Raw genomic sequence first — 17947 nt, 5'->3', positions numbered from 1 at the left:
TATGGACGGTAAGAATAACGGTTCATTCTGGCCAAGTTACGTTGATGTTATGACGACATTGTTCGCCATAACATTGGTATTGTTCGTTGTGTCATTCGCCCGATTTAAGATAAAGGAAACGGAACTCAAAGAAAGCAACGAGATATTACAGACTCTCGTTGATGAATACGAAAATATCATTACTGTCTATTCTACAGTAAGTAAAATTGACTCAACGGAATATTTTGGGTACAATGAACAATATCTAAAACACTTGTTTACTGTTGATGTTGAGTATCAGACAAAAGAGTTCCATATTGACAGATTGAAGTTAGATAAGACGGATACTGTTGCTGCTAATAAGGTCAGAAGAGATATTCTTATAGCCGGTAATCTCGTAAAGTCAACAATTCAAAGTATTGAAAAATCAGATTCTGTAGATAGTAACATCAAATTTCTTGTTGTTATTGAAGGTCAATCGTCAAGAATTAGATTTGATGAAGGCCCATGGATGAATAATTACACATTGTCGTATCTAAGAGCACAGTATCTTAATAAATTTTGGAAAGAAAACGGAATAGATATAGATGCGATACCACGATGTGAGTTGATTATATCTGGCAGTGGAGAACAAGGCGTTCCTCGAAATATCCCAAATGAATCTAAACTACGTAATTCTTTCCCAAATCAAGCAGACTATCAGAAAGCCTGGAATGAAATTGAAATGGGGAATCAAAGATTTTTGATTCACATTGTTCCGGTTATCGGCAATATTGATGTTTCAAAAGAAAAAATAGACCATCTAAAAGGGAAAAGACTGTAATGGAACAACAAGATTTAAATGCTGAATATGGACGGATATTTGGCGTTGTCCATTATCCAACCCTTTTTGATAAGGATGATTCGGCATACAGCGAACTTCGTAAAGAAATCATTGATACACCTCGGTTGTTTACCTCGACAAATAAGTTGCCATTTGAAAGCATCTACGATTTTTCTATTGAACAAGAAATTGATTGTAATAGAGATTATCTTGAACAAAAACCGGGTAATACTGACCTATATGATGTCATTGTTGGGATTAGGAATCATGTCACAACAATTATTACCGGCATCTTATCTGTTTTAGGAGGGTACAAGCAAGCTACTGAAACATCTCAGTTCACGAATCCTTCAAAAAACAATCATGTATTTTGGATAACGAAAGCTGGTAGATGTAGAGCCTATGGATACTTTGACAAAGAGACTAAAAACTTTTATATTGGAGTAGGTAGCTTAATTTCAATAATTGATGATTCTGATTATATTGCATCTTCATCTTATAGGAATAGACACAGACTCATTGATAAATATGGCGTGAATATCGGAAACTATGTCAAAATTAAGAAGGATGTTAAATGCCGAACAGCGGTTGCCGCAGCAAGATATACTTTAGGAGCAATGGTTAATCTTGACTTATGGAAAGATTCGCAAGGCAAAACGTTATATGAAGTATATCCAGACTATTTCTTTCGTTAAAATGAATACCGAACCACAGAATTTAATTCCATTCTGCGGTTCGGTCTTGTTCTATTCAGATATTTGTGCTTGCTCTTGTTTGATGATTACGTTTCTGAGGCTATCCTGCTTATGTGTATTGTTGCCGAACATTATCTTTTCACGTGGAAGGATATAGTCATTCATATATTCCTCTGACATGATAGAGCGGTAGTTTCGGTAGAGCCATTCGACTTTTTCAAGCCGGGTGTTGTTGAGATACTGGCGGCGGTTGAAGTGTAAGGACGCTACGGAGATACCTATGAATGCCACCATTGCCAGTATCCATATTTTCGGACGAAGACCCCATACGGGCATATTGATATGATACTTCCCGTAATTGCGGAGGTCATGGGCCGCATCCTTCATGAACTGTACTTCCTTTGTTAGTGCGGCGTTTGCAAGATTCGCCGATCCTTTTGCCAGAGCCTCGTCAATCTCCTTGCCCACGTTGATATTTATTGCACGGCTGATTTGTTTTGCAATTTCTTCAGCAGGCACAGACACACTTATATTCGTTTTGCGGAAACTAAGGTCAATCGCTTTCATCTGATTTATCAGAACCTCCTTTATATCCTCATAAGAAGGAATTTGGCTGACAGTCTCGCCGATTTCGGCGACTTTCTCGCATAGCGGGACTATGTCGGATATGCGTGGCAGGTCTGTGGGCAATCCAACGTGTGCGGAGGTGTTTTGCGACTGCACATATTGGACTGAGCGTATCTGCCTGACAGCATCATCCATTATCTCACGGAGCGTTTCGGGAAGATTCTCAAACTGCGCCATTGAAGCTGCAAGTTTCTCATACTTGCGCCTGAGGATGGCGTAATCCTCTTCAAGATTCTGTTTAGCCATAATTTTATCTTCTCATTGATTTGCCATTTTTTCTTTTGCGCTTCGCTTCCTGCCGATCCATTTCGTTCTTGAATGCCATTTCCTCGGCATTTACTGACGGGCCAAGTGTAAACAGGTCTGACAACAAGCATCCTCCGACATTGACAGTTGCTTCCGCAACACTTCCAAGGGCGTCAACAATAGATGATGAAGGAGCATCACGTCTTGTCGATGCCTGATGAAGACCAATACCTGAATGATTATTCCGTAGCCGTTCAAACCGAGCATTGAGCCTGCCGTAACTGTAATCACGAGAAATATCGGAGGCCTTGAAGCGATGGTCACCCATTCGGAAAGACACTCCCTCAATGACATCTGAATTTCTGCGCTGCTTGAACTCCACCGAGATATTTCTCACAGCAAGGTTTCTTATCAGGTCATTCCAACTTCGGGATGAGGAAAGTGCATCTGATACCGTCATGCGAATTTCAGCCTTGGCGAGTTCCTTACCATGAAGATTTTCGGTCGACTGATGTTGGTTCTCACCGCCAAATGTCAGACCATATTTCAATTTCAGTGACTTGCACACGGCTATATTTCTACGGTAGTTATGCCCCGATGTTATACGCTTGCCGTCCTTGCCAATCATGTTATAGATGATATGGAAATGTGGCGAGCCTGTTTCAAGATGCCGCACGATGATGTGCTGTGTCTTATCAAGCCCCATGCCTTTGAGATAATCTCGAGCAATTTTCATCATCAGTTCATCGGTCAGCCTGTCTTTGTCGGCGGAATGAAAACTCACCGAGATGTGTCCGGCAGGAGACTTCACTCTCGGATTCAGCGAAGCCCCGGCTTCCATGCTCGCTATAATCTGTTCACGTGTCTCACCGATTATACCCTGCGAACCGATGATGCGCCATGTGTCGGAAGTGTAGATATTATGGTCATGGTTAACACGCATGACGTAGTCGACACATCCGGCAAAAGAGCGGCTTTTGAGATTTTTCGCTATCATTGGATATGTTGTTTCAGAATTTGATTTTGTTGAGAAGCCGTGAAAGCTGCCCGATTATACTCTCAATTTTCGGAGCCATTGACACCAATCCGACCGTATGGGCGAGCTTCAAAAGTTGGTTGAAGTTCACTCCGATTTTTAGAATCTGACGGATGTATTCCTTCTCATCGGGCGACAGCCTCGGAGAAATTTTAGCGTTTAATGTCGCTTCGCGGATGTACTCCGTCACCGTCATTCCTGCGAGTTCGGCACGGAATATCAGACGCTCGTCCTGTTCCTCGTCAAACCTCACCATGTGTGGCTTGCTCTTCTTCTTTTCGCCAAGAGAGGGACGGCCTGTTGTCTTCGGCTTCCTAATCTTTATGCTTGTATTATTTCTCATCTTCAATAAAAAATTGTTGATAAAATATCGACCATCGGGAGCGGAGTGGCAAGCCGTTCGGATAGTTGCTCCGAACCCTTTTTGATTTCAAAAAGGTTACCTTGCCACTCCCTTAAAACTTATTGTTTCAGTGAGTGTCGGCTACGCCGTGCACTGACGGTTTTGCTCCCTGCGGTCGCTATAGTGGTACACCAGTTTGATTGGCTGATCAGTCAGGACTTCAACTGATTGAGACTTCAGTTATCTGCCTAATCAGGCAATCAGCATTGTGCATGATTGGGGTCGTGATTGGTTGACTAATCAGTCATGCAATTCTCCACTCACAGACGCAATCCGTTCTTATAGTTGTGCCGGATGAGATAGTCATTGAAGTCACTAAACTGGCTATACTCAGTAGAGCGGTCAATCACTCGCTCGCCGAATGCTTCTGACAATACTGATAGCACTCGATGCCCTGCATCATCGTTATCAAGATAGCAGTTGATAACTTCGTACCGACTGAGATGCGACATCGCCTTGTTGACATTGGCAACCGAGTTCAGCACGATAGAATCTGTATCTGGAATTGCCGATATTGTCAAAGCAGAGAGGTAATCCAAGAATCCCTCGAACACGGCACATTCGATTGACACGGTGTTGCAATAATCAGGATTGTTCGGAATGCTGATATTTTTGGGTGAGATACAACCTTTGAAGTATCGGTTGCGCAACTCAACTCCGCTGGATATATTCGGGAATGCCACAGCAAAATACGGTCTGCCATTGAGGGTGTAATGAGCCTCCTTGCAATTCGCCTTGGCGATGTGTGCCGGGATACCCCGCTCTTTGAGGTAAGCGAGAAGTGCGGGATTTCCCAATGGCACGATTTTTATGTTCTCAAAACTCGGAGCATAGTGTCGCGGGGCATAAGAGGAAGCGACTGTCTGCGCCGATGGTACAGGGCAACACTTGACAATGCAGTCCATGAGATAGCGGATATCTTCGGAATGGTAGAGTTCCGCTGCAAGGTCAATTATGGTGCCTCCTTTTGCGATTCCGAAATCATACCAAGTGTTCTTATCAAGCTGCACTTTGAACGATGGTGTGTTTTCCTGTCGCAAAGGTGAGCGATACCACAATCCGTTGCCTCGTCTGTAAGCCGGTTCATAGCCGAGTTGGGACAAGAAGGTGGCTAAAGGGATTTTCTTAATCTCTTCTATCATGAGGGGTAAAATATTTTAGGTTGGATGGATATTGTGTGCTTCCGCAGTATAGGCCTTATATATACACTTCTGAACTATACTGTACTAATTCAATAGTAATATTGTGGGTTGAAGCGATAGGCCTTCGTTGCCTCGTCAATCTCAATCATCCGCTTGTTTGTAAGGAACCTTTTCAACCGTGAGATGATTGAATAACTGCGCTTGTAGCCGATTGAGGCATATCCATCGGTAAGTGCTGCTATCACAGCCTTGTATCCTTTAATGTCGCCATTGGCAAAGGTCGCCTCCAATGCCTGACGATGTTGCGCATCCGACAGTTCTCCATAGTTGAAGCCACGTTTGACCGTCTTTTTCCCGAATTCATGATCGTGTTCCTGTTTGGGCAGTCCTTCGTCATCAACCGAGAACGCCATAGGCTCCATGTCTATTGAGCGTATAAGAGGTGCGGTTACTTCGCTGATGGAGTTGTCATCAATGCTCTTGGCTATCTGGAGCACAGTCTCAGCCTTGTTGTTGAGTTCCGTGCCGATATGACCTCGCACATTATCGTCCGCCTTGTTCTGGTGAAGCACCGTGTGGATGTGTATCTGATAGCGGTCAGTCCATGACATGAGGCGAGTTATCACGTTGGTGGCTTCGGTGGCATTGTTGATGTCATACATCAGATCCCGGATACCGTCAATTATTACCAATCCTATGCCGGGAGTTGTGGATATTGCATATTCAATCATCGCCAATCTTTGCTCCGGAGAGTAAGGACGCAGGGAAGCAAACTTGAAATTTTTAGGGTGGCTGTCAACCGGAAGTCCGGCAAGCCGCAAAATGCGCCATATCACACGCTGGCAATGGTACGGACTCTGCTCAGTGTCAATGTAGAGGATTGTTCGCTTGTTCTCCGGCAATTCCCCGATGTATGCCATCACTTCGCCGTTCTTCAATGCCGCCGCGGTCAGTGCGGTCACGTTGAAAGTCTTTCGGCTCTTGGCTTTCCCGGTGGACGCGCTGAAATTGCCGAGAGTGCCGATTACCGCTCCATTGCAGTACAATACCTCCGTATCAGCCTTGCAGTTGTCGGTTATTTGCAACAGCGAGTTCTCCCACATCTCCGCCGGGGTCGGCGGCTGTGGCTGTTGTGTAGTGACAGGTTTCATCGGCGGGCGGCTTTGGACGTTGATACTGGCTCAAGTATGCCAATGGTGTTGCCATTAAGCAGTTTGCTCTGCGCCCAGTCAGCGAGTTCGGCAATACGGAAGTGGAGCTTAGTCCCGAACTTATAGAACGGCATGGAGCCGGATGAAGTCAGCTTATAGACCTGACTTTTCTTGATTTTGTAGCCGTTGGCATTGAGGTACTCCACCGCTCCGTCTATGTCAACGGAGTCGGCATCGTTGTAGGGCTTGGCGAGTGACATTATTTCGGTCATGCACTCCTTGACCGCCGATTGAATCATGTCCTTGACCTGATGAATCGGGATGACGATAATCTCGTTCATTTCGCAGATATTTTAATTTGAATTTTCTTAATTTTGTTAATACCTGCCGCGATTCACGGCCTCGGAACTATTCCGACGACCATATAACAACATAACTCATGTCGTTGGTTTTCTCCTTTTTGCGAATGGCAGAAGATTGGCAAATGAATGTCAGTATTCTGTCTGCAATCGGGAAAATCGGGGCAAATATTGGAATTTATACGTCAACCTCTGTTGACTTTGCAAAGTTGGCGATTCCAATCTTTGCGGATTGTAGAGTATATGTAGAGTCTATAATTGATTTTGTAGATTATCTGTTATGGCTCAGTATTTTCTCTACCGCCTTGACCTCTGTCGATGTTGCAAAGTTCGTGATGAAAATATCCACGGATGGGGTACTACCCCAAAATATCCCAAAATTGTATGGTTCATGGGATAAAAAATATCGGTACGACCTCGTAATTTGTTGAGGTTGTACCGATTAACTATTGGCGAAAATTTTGTCAGTCTCTCAATTTTGGGATACTAAATTGCTTAAAGATCTGACAATCACAATGAAAAGATGCGTTTAAACGCTGATTTCAGTGATCACAACGTTATTTCCCCAAGGCTGTCTATCGCCTGTTGCTTTCTTGAATCAACCACATGGAGATATTTCTCCGTCATTTTCAAACTCGCGTGTCCCATCAGCGATGACACGGTCTTGATGTCAGCTCCATTGTCAAGGATATTCACTGCGAAACTGTGACGGGCGCAGTGCCACGTGATATGTTTGTTGATTCCTGCGGCTCTCGTCCATTTATAAAGATGACGGTATATGGTGCGCCCCTCCGATGTTAGAGGGAAAATCAATGTACTGCGGTCTTCAGGCAAGTCTCCGATAAGTTTCATCAGATGTTCGTTCAGCGGCATTGTCACTCCACTATGTGCGCTCCTCCATTCGATTTTCTTCTGATTGAAGCGCAGTGTCATGGTCGTGAAGTCAATGTTGGAGTAAGTCAACCTCTCGATGTCACACTTGCGTATGCCTGTAAAGCAACTGAACAGGAATGCACGTCTTATCATCAGATTCTCTCCGGGATAATGCGTTATCATCATTCGCCGTATCTCGTCCATCGTCAGAATGTCCTTGGTCAAAATATTGACATCAAACTTGATGGACACGCCCTTGCATGGATCTTTCTTCATATATCCGGCATCAATGGCGTTAAGTACGACTCGATGAAACCAATGAAGGGATTTCTTCGGGCCCTCGCCAGTGCCGACTTTCTTGCAATATTCAGCAAATGCCATCACCATTTCTGTGTCTATCAAGTCCATTCTCAGAAATGTTGAGAATTTCTTGTATTTTGGGGAGGATTCCAAGAAACCTATAAGGCGGCTGTAAGACGTCTTGTATCCAGACTTGACGCCTTTAGTGAATGTTGTCGAGTTGCAATGCTGCTCACGGAAGTATTTGAGGAAGTCAATCTCAGTTTCGCCTTTGAGTCGATAGCCCTCACGGGATTCAAGAAACTCTTGTTCTTTTTCAAAACGTATTTTCTCCGCAAGCTGTAAGGTGTTCTTGTTCTGCAACCGCTCCTGGGCGTTGCGTGGTTTCAGCCAAATATAGAGATTCAGTTTCTCCCGGCGGCGCACATGTTTGATAGAATATTTCACACGACCTTTTGACGGGCCAGACTCGTAGATTACCTGCTCACCATTCTCATCAAGAACAGGAGTTTCGGAGCGACCGAGATAATATTCGAGAGAGAGACTTGCCCTGCCGTCCTGAAGTTCCAGTTGGACAAGTTTCGGATTTTGTCTGCTTTTATTTTCGACTTTCGCCATAAATCATTAAATTTGTGGTGTTAAGCAAAGATAGCGACAACTTGCCGAACGCAAAAATCGCCCTCAATATCTATTAACACTTGAATTGTACGAAATGTGTACGATTGGCGAAAAATAATCAAAAACAACGAAATTCACAGCAACGTCCAATTAACCTAACTGCCTAATACTCATTGCTGTTATCTTCCTATCGCTTTCTTGACTTTCCTCCTGCATTAACATACCTTGCTCATCCATGTGGATGCTTGTGTATCAACGAATTTAATGAAAATAACAGGATTTGATAGCCAAGAGGTGCCGGTCATACCTCTTTGAGCATGGAATCCATCGAAAAAGCGCGGTTCCGGTGGCTGCGCCCTTCCTTGGGCGCGTGCGATTGCCTTATTAAAGTTACAAAAAATATCTGACATGACCAAAAACCGGGGTTCCGGGTGTCGCCGAGAAGCGCGTGATAACCGAATCAAGAGCCACAAATGCCCCAGCCAGTTCCTCCCTGATCCGAAAATCATGCAAAAAGGTGTTATTCAAAATCGCGTCACTTTGAGGCAACGCGAGGCGACCGAGTACAGCATATCCCTGAAATTGTGCCTGACGTACAGATATATAGTAACTTTGCAACGTGGACATCAGCCAACACGTCTGCCGTCACATTCAAGTTAATGTCTATAGGAATGCTCGACCGCACGTCTGTCATAGCTGATATTCACACACACGAATTGACAATCTGAAATACAGGCATAATTACGCAAGTGATTTCTGATGTCTGCCAAAGCATCCGCTCGTTCAAGTTAATGTCTAAAGGAACTGATGCCTGATAGTTTCGACTGACATTTGAAAGACCTTATACAAGGACTGCCATTTTTAAGATTGTCCATTCACTCTGATGACTGTAATGTCTTCTTTCTGCCATAGCATCCCCGTGAATGTCCGCTAAAGCAATCAGGTTTATGTTTGTTCGGATTGCCGCTATGCCTGACTGACGCTTCGATGCCGGCATGAATGCCATGACACCGTATCATCATTTCACACAGACTGATGTCTGTCTGTAGCGACGTAGCCGTCCAACCCTAAGGCTGTCGCAAGACCCCCGTCCAAAACTTTTGCCCATACATATCCCGGTTTTGACGATAAGACCGGTCAGGCTGTGGTGTGTAAGGACAAAAAGTTCCCGTGAGTATCAACCCTATGTTTAACCCCTTACAAAAGCGATGAAAGAACCTGTTTTTATTGCCTTCTCCACCCAGAAGGGAGGGGCCGGCAAGACAACCCTGACTGTGCTGATGGCGAGTTACCTCTACTATGTCCGGGGGCTGAAAGTCCTCGTTGTGGACTGCGACTATCCCCAGTACAGCATCAAGGAAATGCGGGACCGCGATGTGGAGATTCTAAGAATCAACTCCGCGTTCAAGAAGAACTTTATGGAGCAGCGCGAACGCATACAGAGAGACCCTTATCCCATACTGATTACAAAACCTGAAGACGCGCTTGACAGAGCACGGGCGATAATCGAGTCCGGCAAAGAGGATTATGACATCGTGCTGTTCGACCTCCCCGGTACGATCAATAACCCCGGTGTCGCCAAGACAGTATCCCTGATGGACTACATCTTCTGCCCCGTGGCCGCCGACAAGCTCATCCTCGAAAGTTCGCTTGCATTCGCCATGAAAGTGCGCGACGAGATCATGACAGTTTCAGGCTGTTCGGTCAAGGACATGTATATGCTTTGGAATCTTGTGGATGCACGCGAGAAGACAGACCTCTACGAGCGATACGAGGAAGTATTTGAAGAGCAGATGTTGCAGACACTCAAAACGAGGCTTCCGGATGCAAAGAAATATCGGAGGGAGGGCTCGAAAGATGCGGCCCGCGCAGTATTTCGCTCGACGCTTCTGCCACCGGACAAAAATCTCCTGAAAGGAAGCCGTCTTGTGGAACTGGCTGACGAGATTCTGGGTATAATCAAGCTCTGACAAGGCTTATGGCAAAACGATATGACAATGATTTCGATGCCGAAGGTTTTGTCGAAAACTTTCGAGCCAAAGAATATCCGCCCACCCCCTCCGAAACCGGCAAATCCGAAGATTCCGACATTACGAAGTCCCAGACAGTCTCCGAGGATAAGAAACTACGAAATAGAAATGCAAAACAAAGCAAGGATAGTCCGACAGAAACGGTCATCGGATTCAAAGAGAAATATATTGATTCCCTGAAATACAAGAGTCCGAACAAACGCTTTCCGCAGGTGGGTATCCACCCCGATTTCGTGAAGGTCATCAAGAGACTGGAAGACGCCAACGGCACATGGGGCGTAGTGTATCGACTTATATCAACAATGTCCTCGCCGACCATTTCAAGGCGAACGAGGCAATTATCAACGATTTATTAGAAAATTTCTATCGTAATGAATAATCCCCCTTCTACTCCATTTATGGAAAAGGTGTCGGGAGCCGTGTCAGGCGCACTGTCTGACGCTCTCGACCGGCAGTCGCCATCGCTGGCGGCAGCGAAGAAATATCAGGAGCGGTTCCTGTCGAAAAACCGCATCAACTCCAACTGTCGTGTCTATATCTCCGACGAAATGTTCGACCTGCTCAACCGTATGGTTGCAGCGGTCGGCAAGAACCGGGCTTCGGTCGGGAACTATGTCACCGAGATAGTGCGCGAACACGTGGAGCGACACCGCGAGTCAATCAACGCTATCTATTTCACCAATACCCGGCCTCTGTTCTGATGGAAGTATTGCTGATTGTGGCGTTGCTGGCAAGCAACATCTATCTCATCGGGAAAGTGCTGAAGAGACCGGCGGAAAAACATCCGCCAGCTCCGGCCACAAATTCCGAAGAAACACCTTCTCCGGCATCATCGGGACCAGACGACGATTCCCTCGTGGGTCGCAGTCACTATGACATGGACAGGCTCAACGCCCTGATTGATGCAAAAGTCAATTCCAGAGTTGACGAGAAAGTGGATGAAATAGTGACAAGGATAAGAACAGAGCTGACCAGTCCGGAAGATGTAGGTCTTCCGCCTGAAGAGCCGGCACAGCCTGAACAGGAGAAGACTATTCCACAGGAGAGACTCGACGAGGTTTTCACCCACCATACTGTGGGCGAGTCATTCGGCGACGCCCCTGAAATCACGGAACGTCAGACAGGCGGGCAGGACTTCAAGGCACTTGAAAGTGCGGTACGTGTGGCAAAGGATGAGCCCCACACTCCCGAAGAAGCAGCGGCCGCCAAGGAGACGCTCAAAGAGATTCAGGGAACCGTCATCGAAGAACGGCTGTCGCTTGATCCGAAAGTGCGCACGCGTATCCTCTCGATTATCTACGGCGACGAGGATGAGCCGCTTACCAAAGAGGTCATCGCCAAGAAGAAAGTGGTCTATTCCAAGACCATCGACACTGTTGACATTGACCGGATCAATCTCAATATCTTAACTTGATTATTAACGAATCTGAAATGCGTATGAAGAAATTCCTCAATAAGATGTATAACCGTGTTGTTGCGTGGATGAACGCTCCACACATGCGCCGTCCTATGGCGGCAATGCTCCTGCTCACCGCCGCTGTCCAGATGTGGGCCGCAGGTGACGGAATGTCAGGTATCAATCAGGCTACAAGCATGATAAGTGGATATTTTGACCCCGGCACCAAACTCATTTACGCCATCGGTGCTATGGTGGGTCTCATCGGCGGTGTCAAGGTCTATGGCAAGTTCTCGTCAGGCGATCCCGATACAAGTAAAACAGCCGCCTCGTGGTTCGGTGCCTGTATTTTCCTTATCGTCGCCGCTACCATTCTCCGCTCTTTCTTCCTCTAAATGGCTTCGTATTCCATCAATAAGGGTATCGGCCGGACAGTGGAATACAAGGGGTTGAAAGCGCAATATCTTTTCATCTTCGCCGGAGGTCTCATCATTGACTTCGTATTGTTCGTAATCCTTTATATGTGCGGTGCCCCGCAATGGTTCTGCATCGGGTTTGGTGCCGCGAGTGCCTCAATTCTGGTGTGGTACACTTTCCACCTGAATGGGAAATACGGTCAATACGGTCTGATGAAGATCACATCGGTGAAATATCGTCCCCGGTATATCATCAACCGCCTACGGCTTAAACGCTTAATCAGACATTGACAATGAGAAATACACTTAAAGCCACAACACTGGAATCGAAGCTGCCGCTCCTTGCCGTGGAACACGGCTGCATCATATCGAAAGATGCCGACATTACAGTTGCCTTCGAGGTTAGCCTCCCGGAACTGTTCACCGTAACATCGCAGGAATACGAAGCCATGCACGGAGCATGGTGCAAGGCTATCAAAGTGCTTCCGCATTATTCGGTGGCGCACAAGCAGGATTGGTTCGTGTCGGAGAATTATAAGCCGGAGTTGCAAAAAGATAATTTGAGTTTTCTTGACCGCTCCTTCGAGCGTCACTTCAACGAGCGTCCGTATCTGGCGCACAAGTGCTACCTGTTCCTGACAAAGACCACAAAGGAGCGGATGCGCCAGCAATCCAATTTCTCTACCCTCTGCCGTGGGCGTATCACCCCGAAGGAACTCAATCACGAAATGGTTGTCAAGTTCATGGAAAGTGTCGAACAGTTCGAGCGTATCATCAATGACACCGGCTATATCAGGCTGCGCCGTCTTTCTGATGATGAGCTGGTCGGCACTGACAAGGCTTCCGGACTTATTGAGAAGTATATGTCGCTGACAATGGACGATGTAACCTGTCTGGAGGATATAGACCTTGATGCACGTCAAATGCGCATAGGCGACAAGATGCTGTGCCTTCACACTCTGTCAGACACCGATGATCTTCCCTCGAAAGTCAGCACTGATAACCGTTATGAGCGGTTATCGACCGACCGCTCGGATTGTAGATTGAGCTTCGCCTCTCCCGTCGGGTTGCTCTTACCCTGCAACCACATCTATAATCAGTATATCCTGATTGATGACCATGACGAGAATCTGGCGAAGTTCGAGAAAACCGCGAGAAACATGAACTCCCTTTCGCGGTATAGCCGAAGCAATGCTATCAACAAGGAGTGGATTGACCGCTATCTCAATGAGGCACATTCCTACGGACTGACCTCAGTCCGGGCCCACTTCAATGTTATGGCGTGGAGCGATGACACCGAAGAACTGAGGCGCATCAAGAATGATGTCGGGGGCCAGTTGGCAACAATGGGATGTATGCCACGGCACAACACTATTGACTGTCCGACACTGTTCTGGTCGGCAATGCCGGGAAATGAGGCTGATTTTCCTGCTGAGGAAAGTTTCTATACTTTCATCGAGCCTGCCGCCTGTTTCTTTACTGCCGAAACCAATTATCGGAGTAGTCTATCGCCCTTCGGGATAAAGATGGTCGATAGACTGACGGGGAAACCGATACACCTTGATATATCGGACGAACCTATGAAACGTGGAATCACAACCAACCGAAACAAATTCATCCTCGGCCCGTCCGGTAGCGGTAAGTCATTCTTCACCAACCATCTGGTGCGACAGTATTATGAACAAAATACACATATTTTGCTGATTGATACCGGAAACTCTTACGAGGGTCTTTGCAATCTGATTCATAATAAGACGCATGGCGAAGACGGTGTCTATTACACCTACACCGAGGACAGTCCGATTTCGTTCAATCCTTTCTACACCGATGACGGGGTCTTTGATGTGGAGAAGAAGGATTCGATAAAGACCTTGCTGCTGACACTCTGGAAGTCTGAGGATGACAGAGTGACAAAGACAGAATCCGGTGAGCTTGGCTCTGCGCTGTCGATGTTCCTTGGAAAGATGGCTAAGGATAATAACATAGTTCCATGCTTCAACTCATTCTATGAGTTTATGCGTGACGATTACCGTCAGGAAATGGCACTGCGTCCTATCCCCATCTACAAACAGGATTTCGACATTGACAACTTCCTGACCACTCTGCGCCAGTATTACCACGGAGGTCGTTTCGACTTTCTTCTCAACTCCAAAGAGAATATCGACCTGTTGAACAAACGGTTTGTGGTGTTTGAAGTGGATTCAATCAAAGAGAATAAAGAACTTTTCCCGATAGTGACAATCATCATCATGGAGGCTTTCATCAACAAGATGCGACGTCTAAAAGGTATCCGCAAGATGATAATCGTGGAAGAGGCTTGGAAGGCTCTTTCGACCGCCAATATGGCTGAGTATCTGAAATATATGTTCAAGACAGTCCGCAAGTATTTCGGTGAGGCAGTGGTGGTTACGCAGGAGGTTGACGACATCATATCGTCACCGATTGTCAAGGAGACCATCATCAACAACTCAGACTGTAAAATCCTGCTCGACCAGCGCAAGTATATGAACCGCTTCGACCAGATTCAGGAACTGCTCGGTCTGACCGACAAGGAGAAAAGCCAGATACTCAGTATCAATATGGCGAATAATCCCAACCGCCTATATAAAGAGGTGTGGATTGGTCTCGGAGGCACTCAGTCCGCCGTCTATGCCACGGAGGTCAGCAGGGAGGAATATTTCTGCTACACCACCGAGGAGACGGAGAAAATCAGGGTTCTCGAATTGGCTGAAAAACTTGGCGGCGATACCGAAGCCGCCATTAAACGAATTGCTAACGAATAATATATGTTTGAAGATATTTTAGAATTTCTCGAACCCGTGATGAACGTGTTCACAGCGGTTGTAATCTTCAGCCTTGGGATTACAATCTGTATCGGCTGCATAATGCTGGCTTTCAAGGCATGTGGCCGGTTCAATGCCTTTGTCAGAGAGAAGGCTGAAAAGACAATCAATAAGTGGGCCCGTCGCATCGACAATGTTGTTGTGCGTATCGGTGAACGGATCGGTCATTTCGTCAAGGAGGCTATCGAAAAGTCGAAGACCGGGATTCCTGTTGATATGCGGCCCAAAATGGTCGGTGACTGGTTTTGTCACGACGGTGCGGATATGACAATCAGCGAACACGACGGCTTCTACAAGGTAAAATTCTCCGGTGTCGGCATTCCGGCTGAGATTATTCCGCAGGAGTTTTTACTCCGGGATATTCAGGGGTGGCTCCATGACGACAATGTCTATTGCGCCGAGTGTCGGGATGTACTGGCCATGGCAATATCGAATGACGGCAATGAAATATTCGTCGCGGATCTGGGCAGGACATTCTATCGGAAGTGTGATATGACACCTACTGAACGCGAGACTTTTGATGCAAAGGCATTGGATGAATTTCTCAATGCTAATCTGGCAGTCGAAAATAAGGATATTCTGACCGAGGTCCACGAAGTCGTGGAGGAAATCACCCTGTCTGATGATGTTCGCAAAAGAGTCTGCGAACTGGCATTCAAAGATGTGCCGGCCAATGATGTAGGTTTTAACATCAATGTCATCGAGTGAAAGTGCCGCGTGTCTTATGGGTAATAATTGCCGGTCTGTTCATCGGACTGCTTGCCCTGATAACCTTCCCGCTGCTTCTGCTCTATGCCGGAGTAAGAATAATCGGAGGCATGGCCTCCAGAATCTAAATAAATGCGTATGAAAGAATTGAAATTTATCCTCCCTCTCGTTCTGTTTTGCCTGCTCTTCGGAGCTGGCAGGGCAAACGCCCAATGGACGGTGATAGACCCGTCGAACATCGCCCAGTCGATTGTCAACTCTTCAAAATCACTCGTTCAGGAATCAACGACGGCTACAAATATGGTGCGGAATTTTCAGGAGACGGTAAAGATTTACCAGCAGGCGAAGAAATATTACGACGCACTCCAGTCGGTCAACAACCTCGTCCGTGATGCCCGCAAGGTGCAGCAGACAATCCTGATGCTTGGAAACATCTCCGGCTATTACGTCAATAATTTCCAGAAGATGCTGACTGATCCGAATTTCACGTCAAGCGAACTGTCTGCAATTGCATCGGGCTATACCCGGATTCTTGAAGAGGCCGGCGGAGTCCTTAACGACCTGAAACAGGTGGTCAATATCACGACACTCTCGATGACAGACAAAGACCGCATGGATGTTGTGGACGACTGCTACAAGGAGATGAAACGGCTGAAAAGTCTGACGGCGTATTATACCAATAAGAATATCAGCGTGTCATATCTCCGCGCCAAGAAGAAAGCTGATACCCAAAGGGTAATCAATCTTTATGGCGACGGTTCGGAAAAATACTGGTGATGCCTATGCTGTGTGCCATTGATTTTTCCAACCTCCATACCATACTCCGGTCGCTCTACGACGAGATGATGCCGCTTTGTTCCGACATGGCGGGAGTGGCTCAGGGGATTGCCGGATTAGGCGCGCTGTTCTATGTGGCCTACAGGATATGGAGGTCGCTGGCTGCTGCCGAACCGGTGGATGTGTTCCCTCTGCTGCGTCCGTTCGCAATCGGACTGTGCATAATGTTCTTCCCCTCTATCGTTCTCGGAACCATCAACTCTGTCATGTCTCCGATTGTGCAGGGCACAGCCTCGATGCTTGAAGGTCAGACTCTCGATATGCAGAAATATCGGGAGGAGAAAGACAGGCTGGAGTATGAGGCCATGATGAAAGACCCGTCAACAGCTTATCTTGTGGATGACGCTGAGTTTGACCGTCAGATTGACGAGCTTGGAGTTACCGAAATAGGCACCGCAGCCGGAATGTATATCGAGCGCGGAATGTATAAGGTCAAGAAAGCAATCCAAAATTTCTTCCGGGAACTTCTGGAAATGCTCTTTCAGGCGGCGTCTCTGACAATCGACACGATTAGGACTTTCTTTCTCATTGTCCTTGCCATTCTCGGTCCGATTGCCTTTGCCCTGTCGGTATGGGATGGATTCCAGTCAACATTAACCACATGGATTCAACGCTATATCCAGACTTATCTGTGGCTTCCGGTTGCTGATTTGTTCTCCACTATCCTTGCCAAGATTCAGGTGCTGATGCTTCAGAACGACATATCGGAGCTGACCAACAATCCCAATGTAAATATTGATGGCTCAAATATTTGCTACATCATATTTATGGTGATTGGGATTGTCGGCTACTTCACTATACCGACTGTTTCAGGCTGGATTATTCAGGCAGGAGGTGCAGGAAACTATAACCGTGCGGTTAACAACACCACAATGCAGGCCGGCTCTATGGCGGGCAGCATCGCAGGTGGTGTCGCCGGAAATGTCGCCGGCAGGGCAGGCAAACTATTAAAGTAGTATTATGGAATTCAAATCATTAAAGAATATCGAGACCTCTTTCCGTCAGATACGTCTGTTCGGGATTGTGTTCGTGGCGATGTGTGCGGTGGTGGTTTCCGTGGCTCTGATCATGGTTTTCAATTTCGCTGAAAAGCAACGTGAGAAAATCTATGTCCTTGACAATGGCAAGTCCCTGATGCTTGCCTTATCACAGGATATGGAGCAGAACCGCCCCGCCGAGGCCCGCGAGCATGTGCGTCGCTTTCATGAACTGTTCTTCAACCTTTCTCCCGATAAGTCCGCAATCGAGCACAATATAAACCGTGCCCTGATTCTGAGCGACAAATCGGCCTACAACTATTATACCGATTTTTCGGAGAAAGGTTACTATAACGGCCCAAGCCGAAATTCCAGTGCATATGTTAAATTGAGTAGACCGAAGTGTTAAATATTCAAGCGTACAGTTTGACCAGGCGGAAGATGAAGAAATCGCGGTCTCGGACACCGCGCATTTGCGAGCGGAAGAT

Annotated in this window: 20 protein-coding genes and 1 pseudogene; 14 read left to right on the top strand and 7 right to left on the bottom strand. The window is 46.6% G+C overall.

Annotated features, from left to right (window positions below):
* Position 1: 1 nt before the first annotated feature.
* A complete protein-coding gene (locus tag QGT73_RS11405) occupies positions 2-802 on the top strand; it encodes a hypothetical protein (RefSeq protein WP_123399958.1) in 801 nt (266 codons plus the stop codon).
* Positions 802-1497 (top strand): DUF4357 domain-containing protein, encoded by a 696-nt coding sequence (locus QGT73_RS11400; RefSeq protein WP_123399960.1) that lies wholly within the window; start codon positions 802-804, stop codon positions 1495-1497. Before QGT73_RS11405 ends, QGT73_RS11400 begins: the two co-directional genes overlap by 1 nt.
* Positions 1498-1548: 51 nt before the next feature.
* On the opposite strand, the gene QGT73_RS11395 is transcribed toward QGT73_RS11400, so the two are convergent.
* From QGT73_RS11395 to QGT73_RS11365, 7 genes are all read right to left on the bottom strand, one after another.
* Entirely contained in the window at positions 1549-2370 is an 822-nt protein-coding gene (locus QGT73_RS11395; RefSeq protein ID WP_123399962.1) for a hypothetical protein, read from the bottom strand.
* Positions 2371-2374: 4 nt separating this feature from the next.
* The gene (locus QGT73_RS11390) at positions 2375-3367 is read right to left on the bottom strand and encodes a relaxase/mobilization nuclease domain-containing protein (RefSeq protein WP_123399964.1); all 993 of its coding nucleotides are present in this window, start codon (positions 3365-3367) and stop codon (positions 2375-2377) included.
* Between the two features lie 13 nt (positions 3368-3380).
* On the bottom strand, positions 3381-3749 hold the full coding sequence (locus QGT73_RS11385) for a plasmid mobilization protein (RefSeq protein WP_123399966.1): 369 nt from the start codon (positions 3747-3749) through the stop codon (positions 3381-3383).
* Between the two features lie 320 nt (positions 3750-4069).
* Positions 4070-4951 (bottom strand): toprim domain-containing protein, encoded by an 882-nt coding sequence (locus QGT73_RS11380; protein WP_123614186.1) that lies wholly within the window; start codon positions 4949-4951, stop codon positions 4070-4072.
* Positions 4952-5040: 89 nt separating this feature from the next.
* Positions 5041-6102: an AAA family ATPase gene (locus QGT73_RS11375; protein ID WP_123400133.1), complete on the bottom strand. Its 1062-nt coding sequence runs from the start codon at positions 6100-6102 to the stop codon at positions 5041-5043.
* Positions 6099-6443 carry a helix-turn-helix domain-containing protein gene (locus QGT73_RS11370; RefSeq protein ID WP_123400135.1) on the bottom strand — a complete coding sequence of 115 codons (345 nt, stop codon included), beginning with the start codon at positions 6441-6443 and terminating at the stop codon, positions 6099-6101. Before QGT73_RS11370 ends, QGT73_RS11375 begins: the two co-directional genes overlap by 4 nt.
* A 567-nt stretch (positions 6444-7010) precedes the next feature.
* The gene (locus tag QGT73_RS11365; protein ID WP_123400139.1) at positions 7011-8252 is read right to left on the bottom strand and encodes a site-specific integrase; all 1242 of its coding nucleotides are present in this window, start codon (positions 8250-8252) and stop codon (positions 7011-7013) included.
* 1208 nt (positions 8253-9460) lie between these two features.
* On the opposite strand from QGT73_RS11365, the gene QGT73_RS11360 reads away from it, so the two are divergent.
* The 12 genes and pseudogenes from QGT73_RS11360 to traK form a co-directional block, all read left to right on the top strand.
* Positions 9461-10222 carry a ParA family protein gene (locus QGT73_RS11360; protein ID WP_107036585.1) on the top strand — a complete coding sequence of 254 codons (762 nt, stop codon included), beginning with the start codon at positions 9461-9463 and terminating at the stop codon, positions 10220-10222.
* Positions 10223-10230: 8 nt separating this feature from the next.
* Positions 10231-10638 (top strand): hypothetical protein, encoded by a 408-nt coding sequence (locus QGT73_RS11355; protein ID WP_280122491.1) that lies wholly within the window; start codon positions 10231-10233, stop codon positions 10636-10638.
* 15 nt (positions 10639-10653) lie between these two features.
* Entirely contained in the window at positions 10654-10983 is a 330-nt protein-coding gene (locus QGT73_RS11350; protein ID WP_107036583.1) for a DUF3408 domain-containing protein, read from the top strand.
* A complete protein-coding gene (locus QGT73_RS11345; protein ID WP_123400143.1) occupies positions 10983-11696 on the top strand; it encodes a hypothetical protein in 714 nt (237 codons plus the stop codon). Before QGT73_RS11350 ends, QGT73_RS11345 begins: the two co-directional genes overlap by 1 nt.
* An 83-nt stretch (positions 11697-11779) precedes the next feature.
* On the top strand, positions 11780-12073 hold the full coding sequence (locus QGT73_RS11340; RefSeq protein WP_237613052.1) for a DUF4134 domain-containing protein: 294 nt from the start codon (positions 11780-11782) through the stop codon (positions 12071-12073).
* The gene (locus QGT73_RS11335) at positions 12074-12385 is read left to right on the top strand and encodes a DUF4133 domain-containing protein (protein ID WP_123400145.1); all 312 of its coding nucleotides are present in this window, start codon (positions 12074-12076) and stop codon (positions 12383-12385) included.
* Positions 12386-12387: 2 nt separating this feature from the next.
* Positions 12388-14877 carry a TraG family conjugative transposon ATPase gene (locus QGT73_RS11330; protein WP_123400147.1) on the top strand — a complete coding sequence of 830 codons (2490 nt, stop codon included), beginning with the start codon at positions 12388-12390 and terminating at the stop codon, positions 14875-14877.
* A gap of 3 nt (positions 14878-14880) precedes the next feature.
* Positions 14881-15645, top strand: coding sequence for a hypothetical protein (locus QGT73_RS11325; protein WP_123400149.1), 765 nt, complete (start codon positions 14881-14883; stop codon positions 15643-15645).
* Complete coding sequence (locus tag QGT73_RS11320; protein WP_262497748.1) at positions 15642-15773, top strand: hypothetical protein; 132 nt, start codon at positions 15642-15644, stop codon at positions 15771-15773. The genes QGT73_RS11325 and QGT73_RS11320 overlap by 4 nt, the downstream gene beginning before the upstream one ends.
* 10 nt (positions 15774-15783) lie before the next feature.
* Positions 15784-16422 carry a DUF4141 domain-containing protein gene (locus tag QGT73_RS11315; RefSeq protein WP_237613050.1) on the top strand — a complete coding sequence of 213 codons (639 nt, stop codon included), beginning with the start codon at positions 15784-15786 and terminating at the stop codon, positions 16420-16422.
* A gap of 17 nt (positions 16423-16439) precedes the next feature.
* Positions 16440-17438 carry a conjugative transposon protein TraJ gene (gene traJ / locus QGT73_RS11310; RefSeq protein WP_107036601.1) on the top strand — a complete coding sequence of 333 codons (999 nt, stop codon included), beginning with the start codon at positions 16440-16442 and terminating at the stop codon, positions 17436-17438.
* A gap of 4 nt (positions 17439-17442) precedes the next feature.
* Positions 17443-17814, top strand: a pseudogene (gene traK / locus QGT73_RS11305) (conjugative transposon protein TraK); the annotation flags it as partial.
* Positions 17815-17947: the final 133 nt, after the last annotated feature.

The organism is Duncaniella muricolitica (assembly GCF_910574735.1).
Taxonomy (GTDB): domain Bacteria; phylum Bacteroidota; class Bacteroidia; order Bacteroidales; family Muribaculaceae; genus Duncaniella; species Duncaniella muricolitica.
Note: the sequence above shows the minus strand (reverse complement) of the source record. Positions and strands in the feature narration are given on the sequence as shown.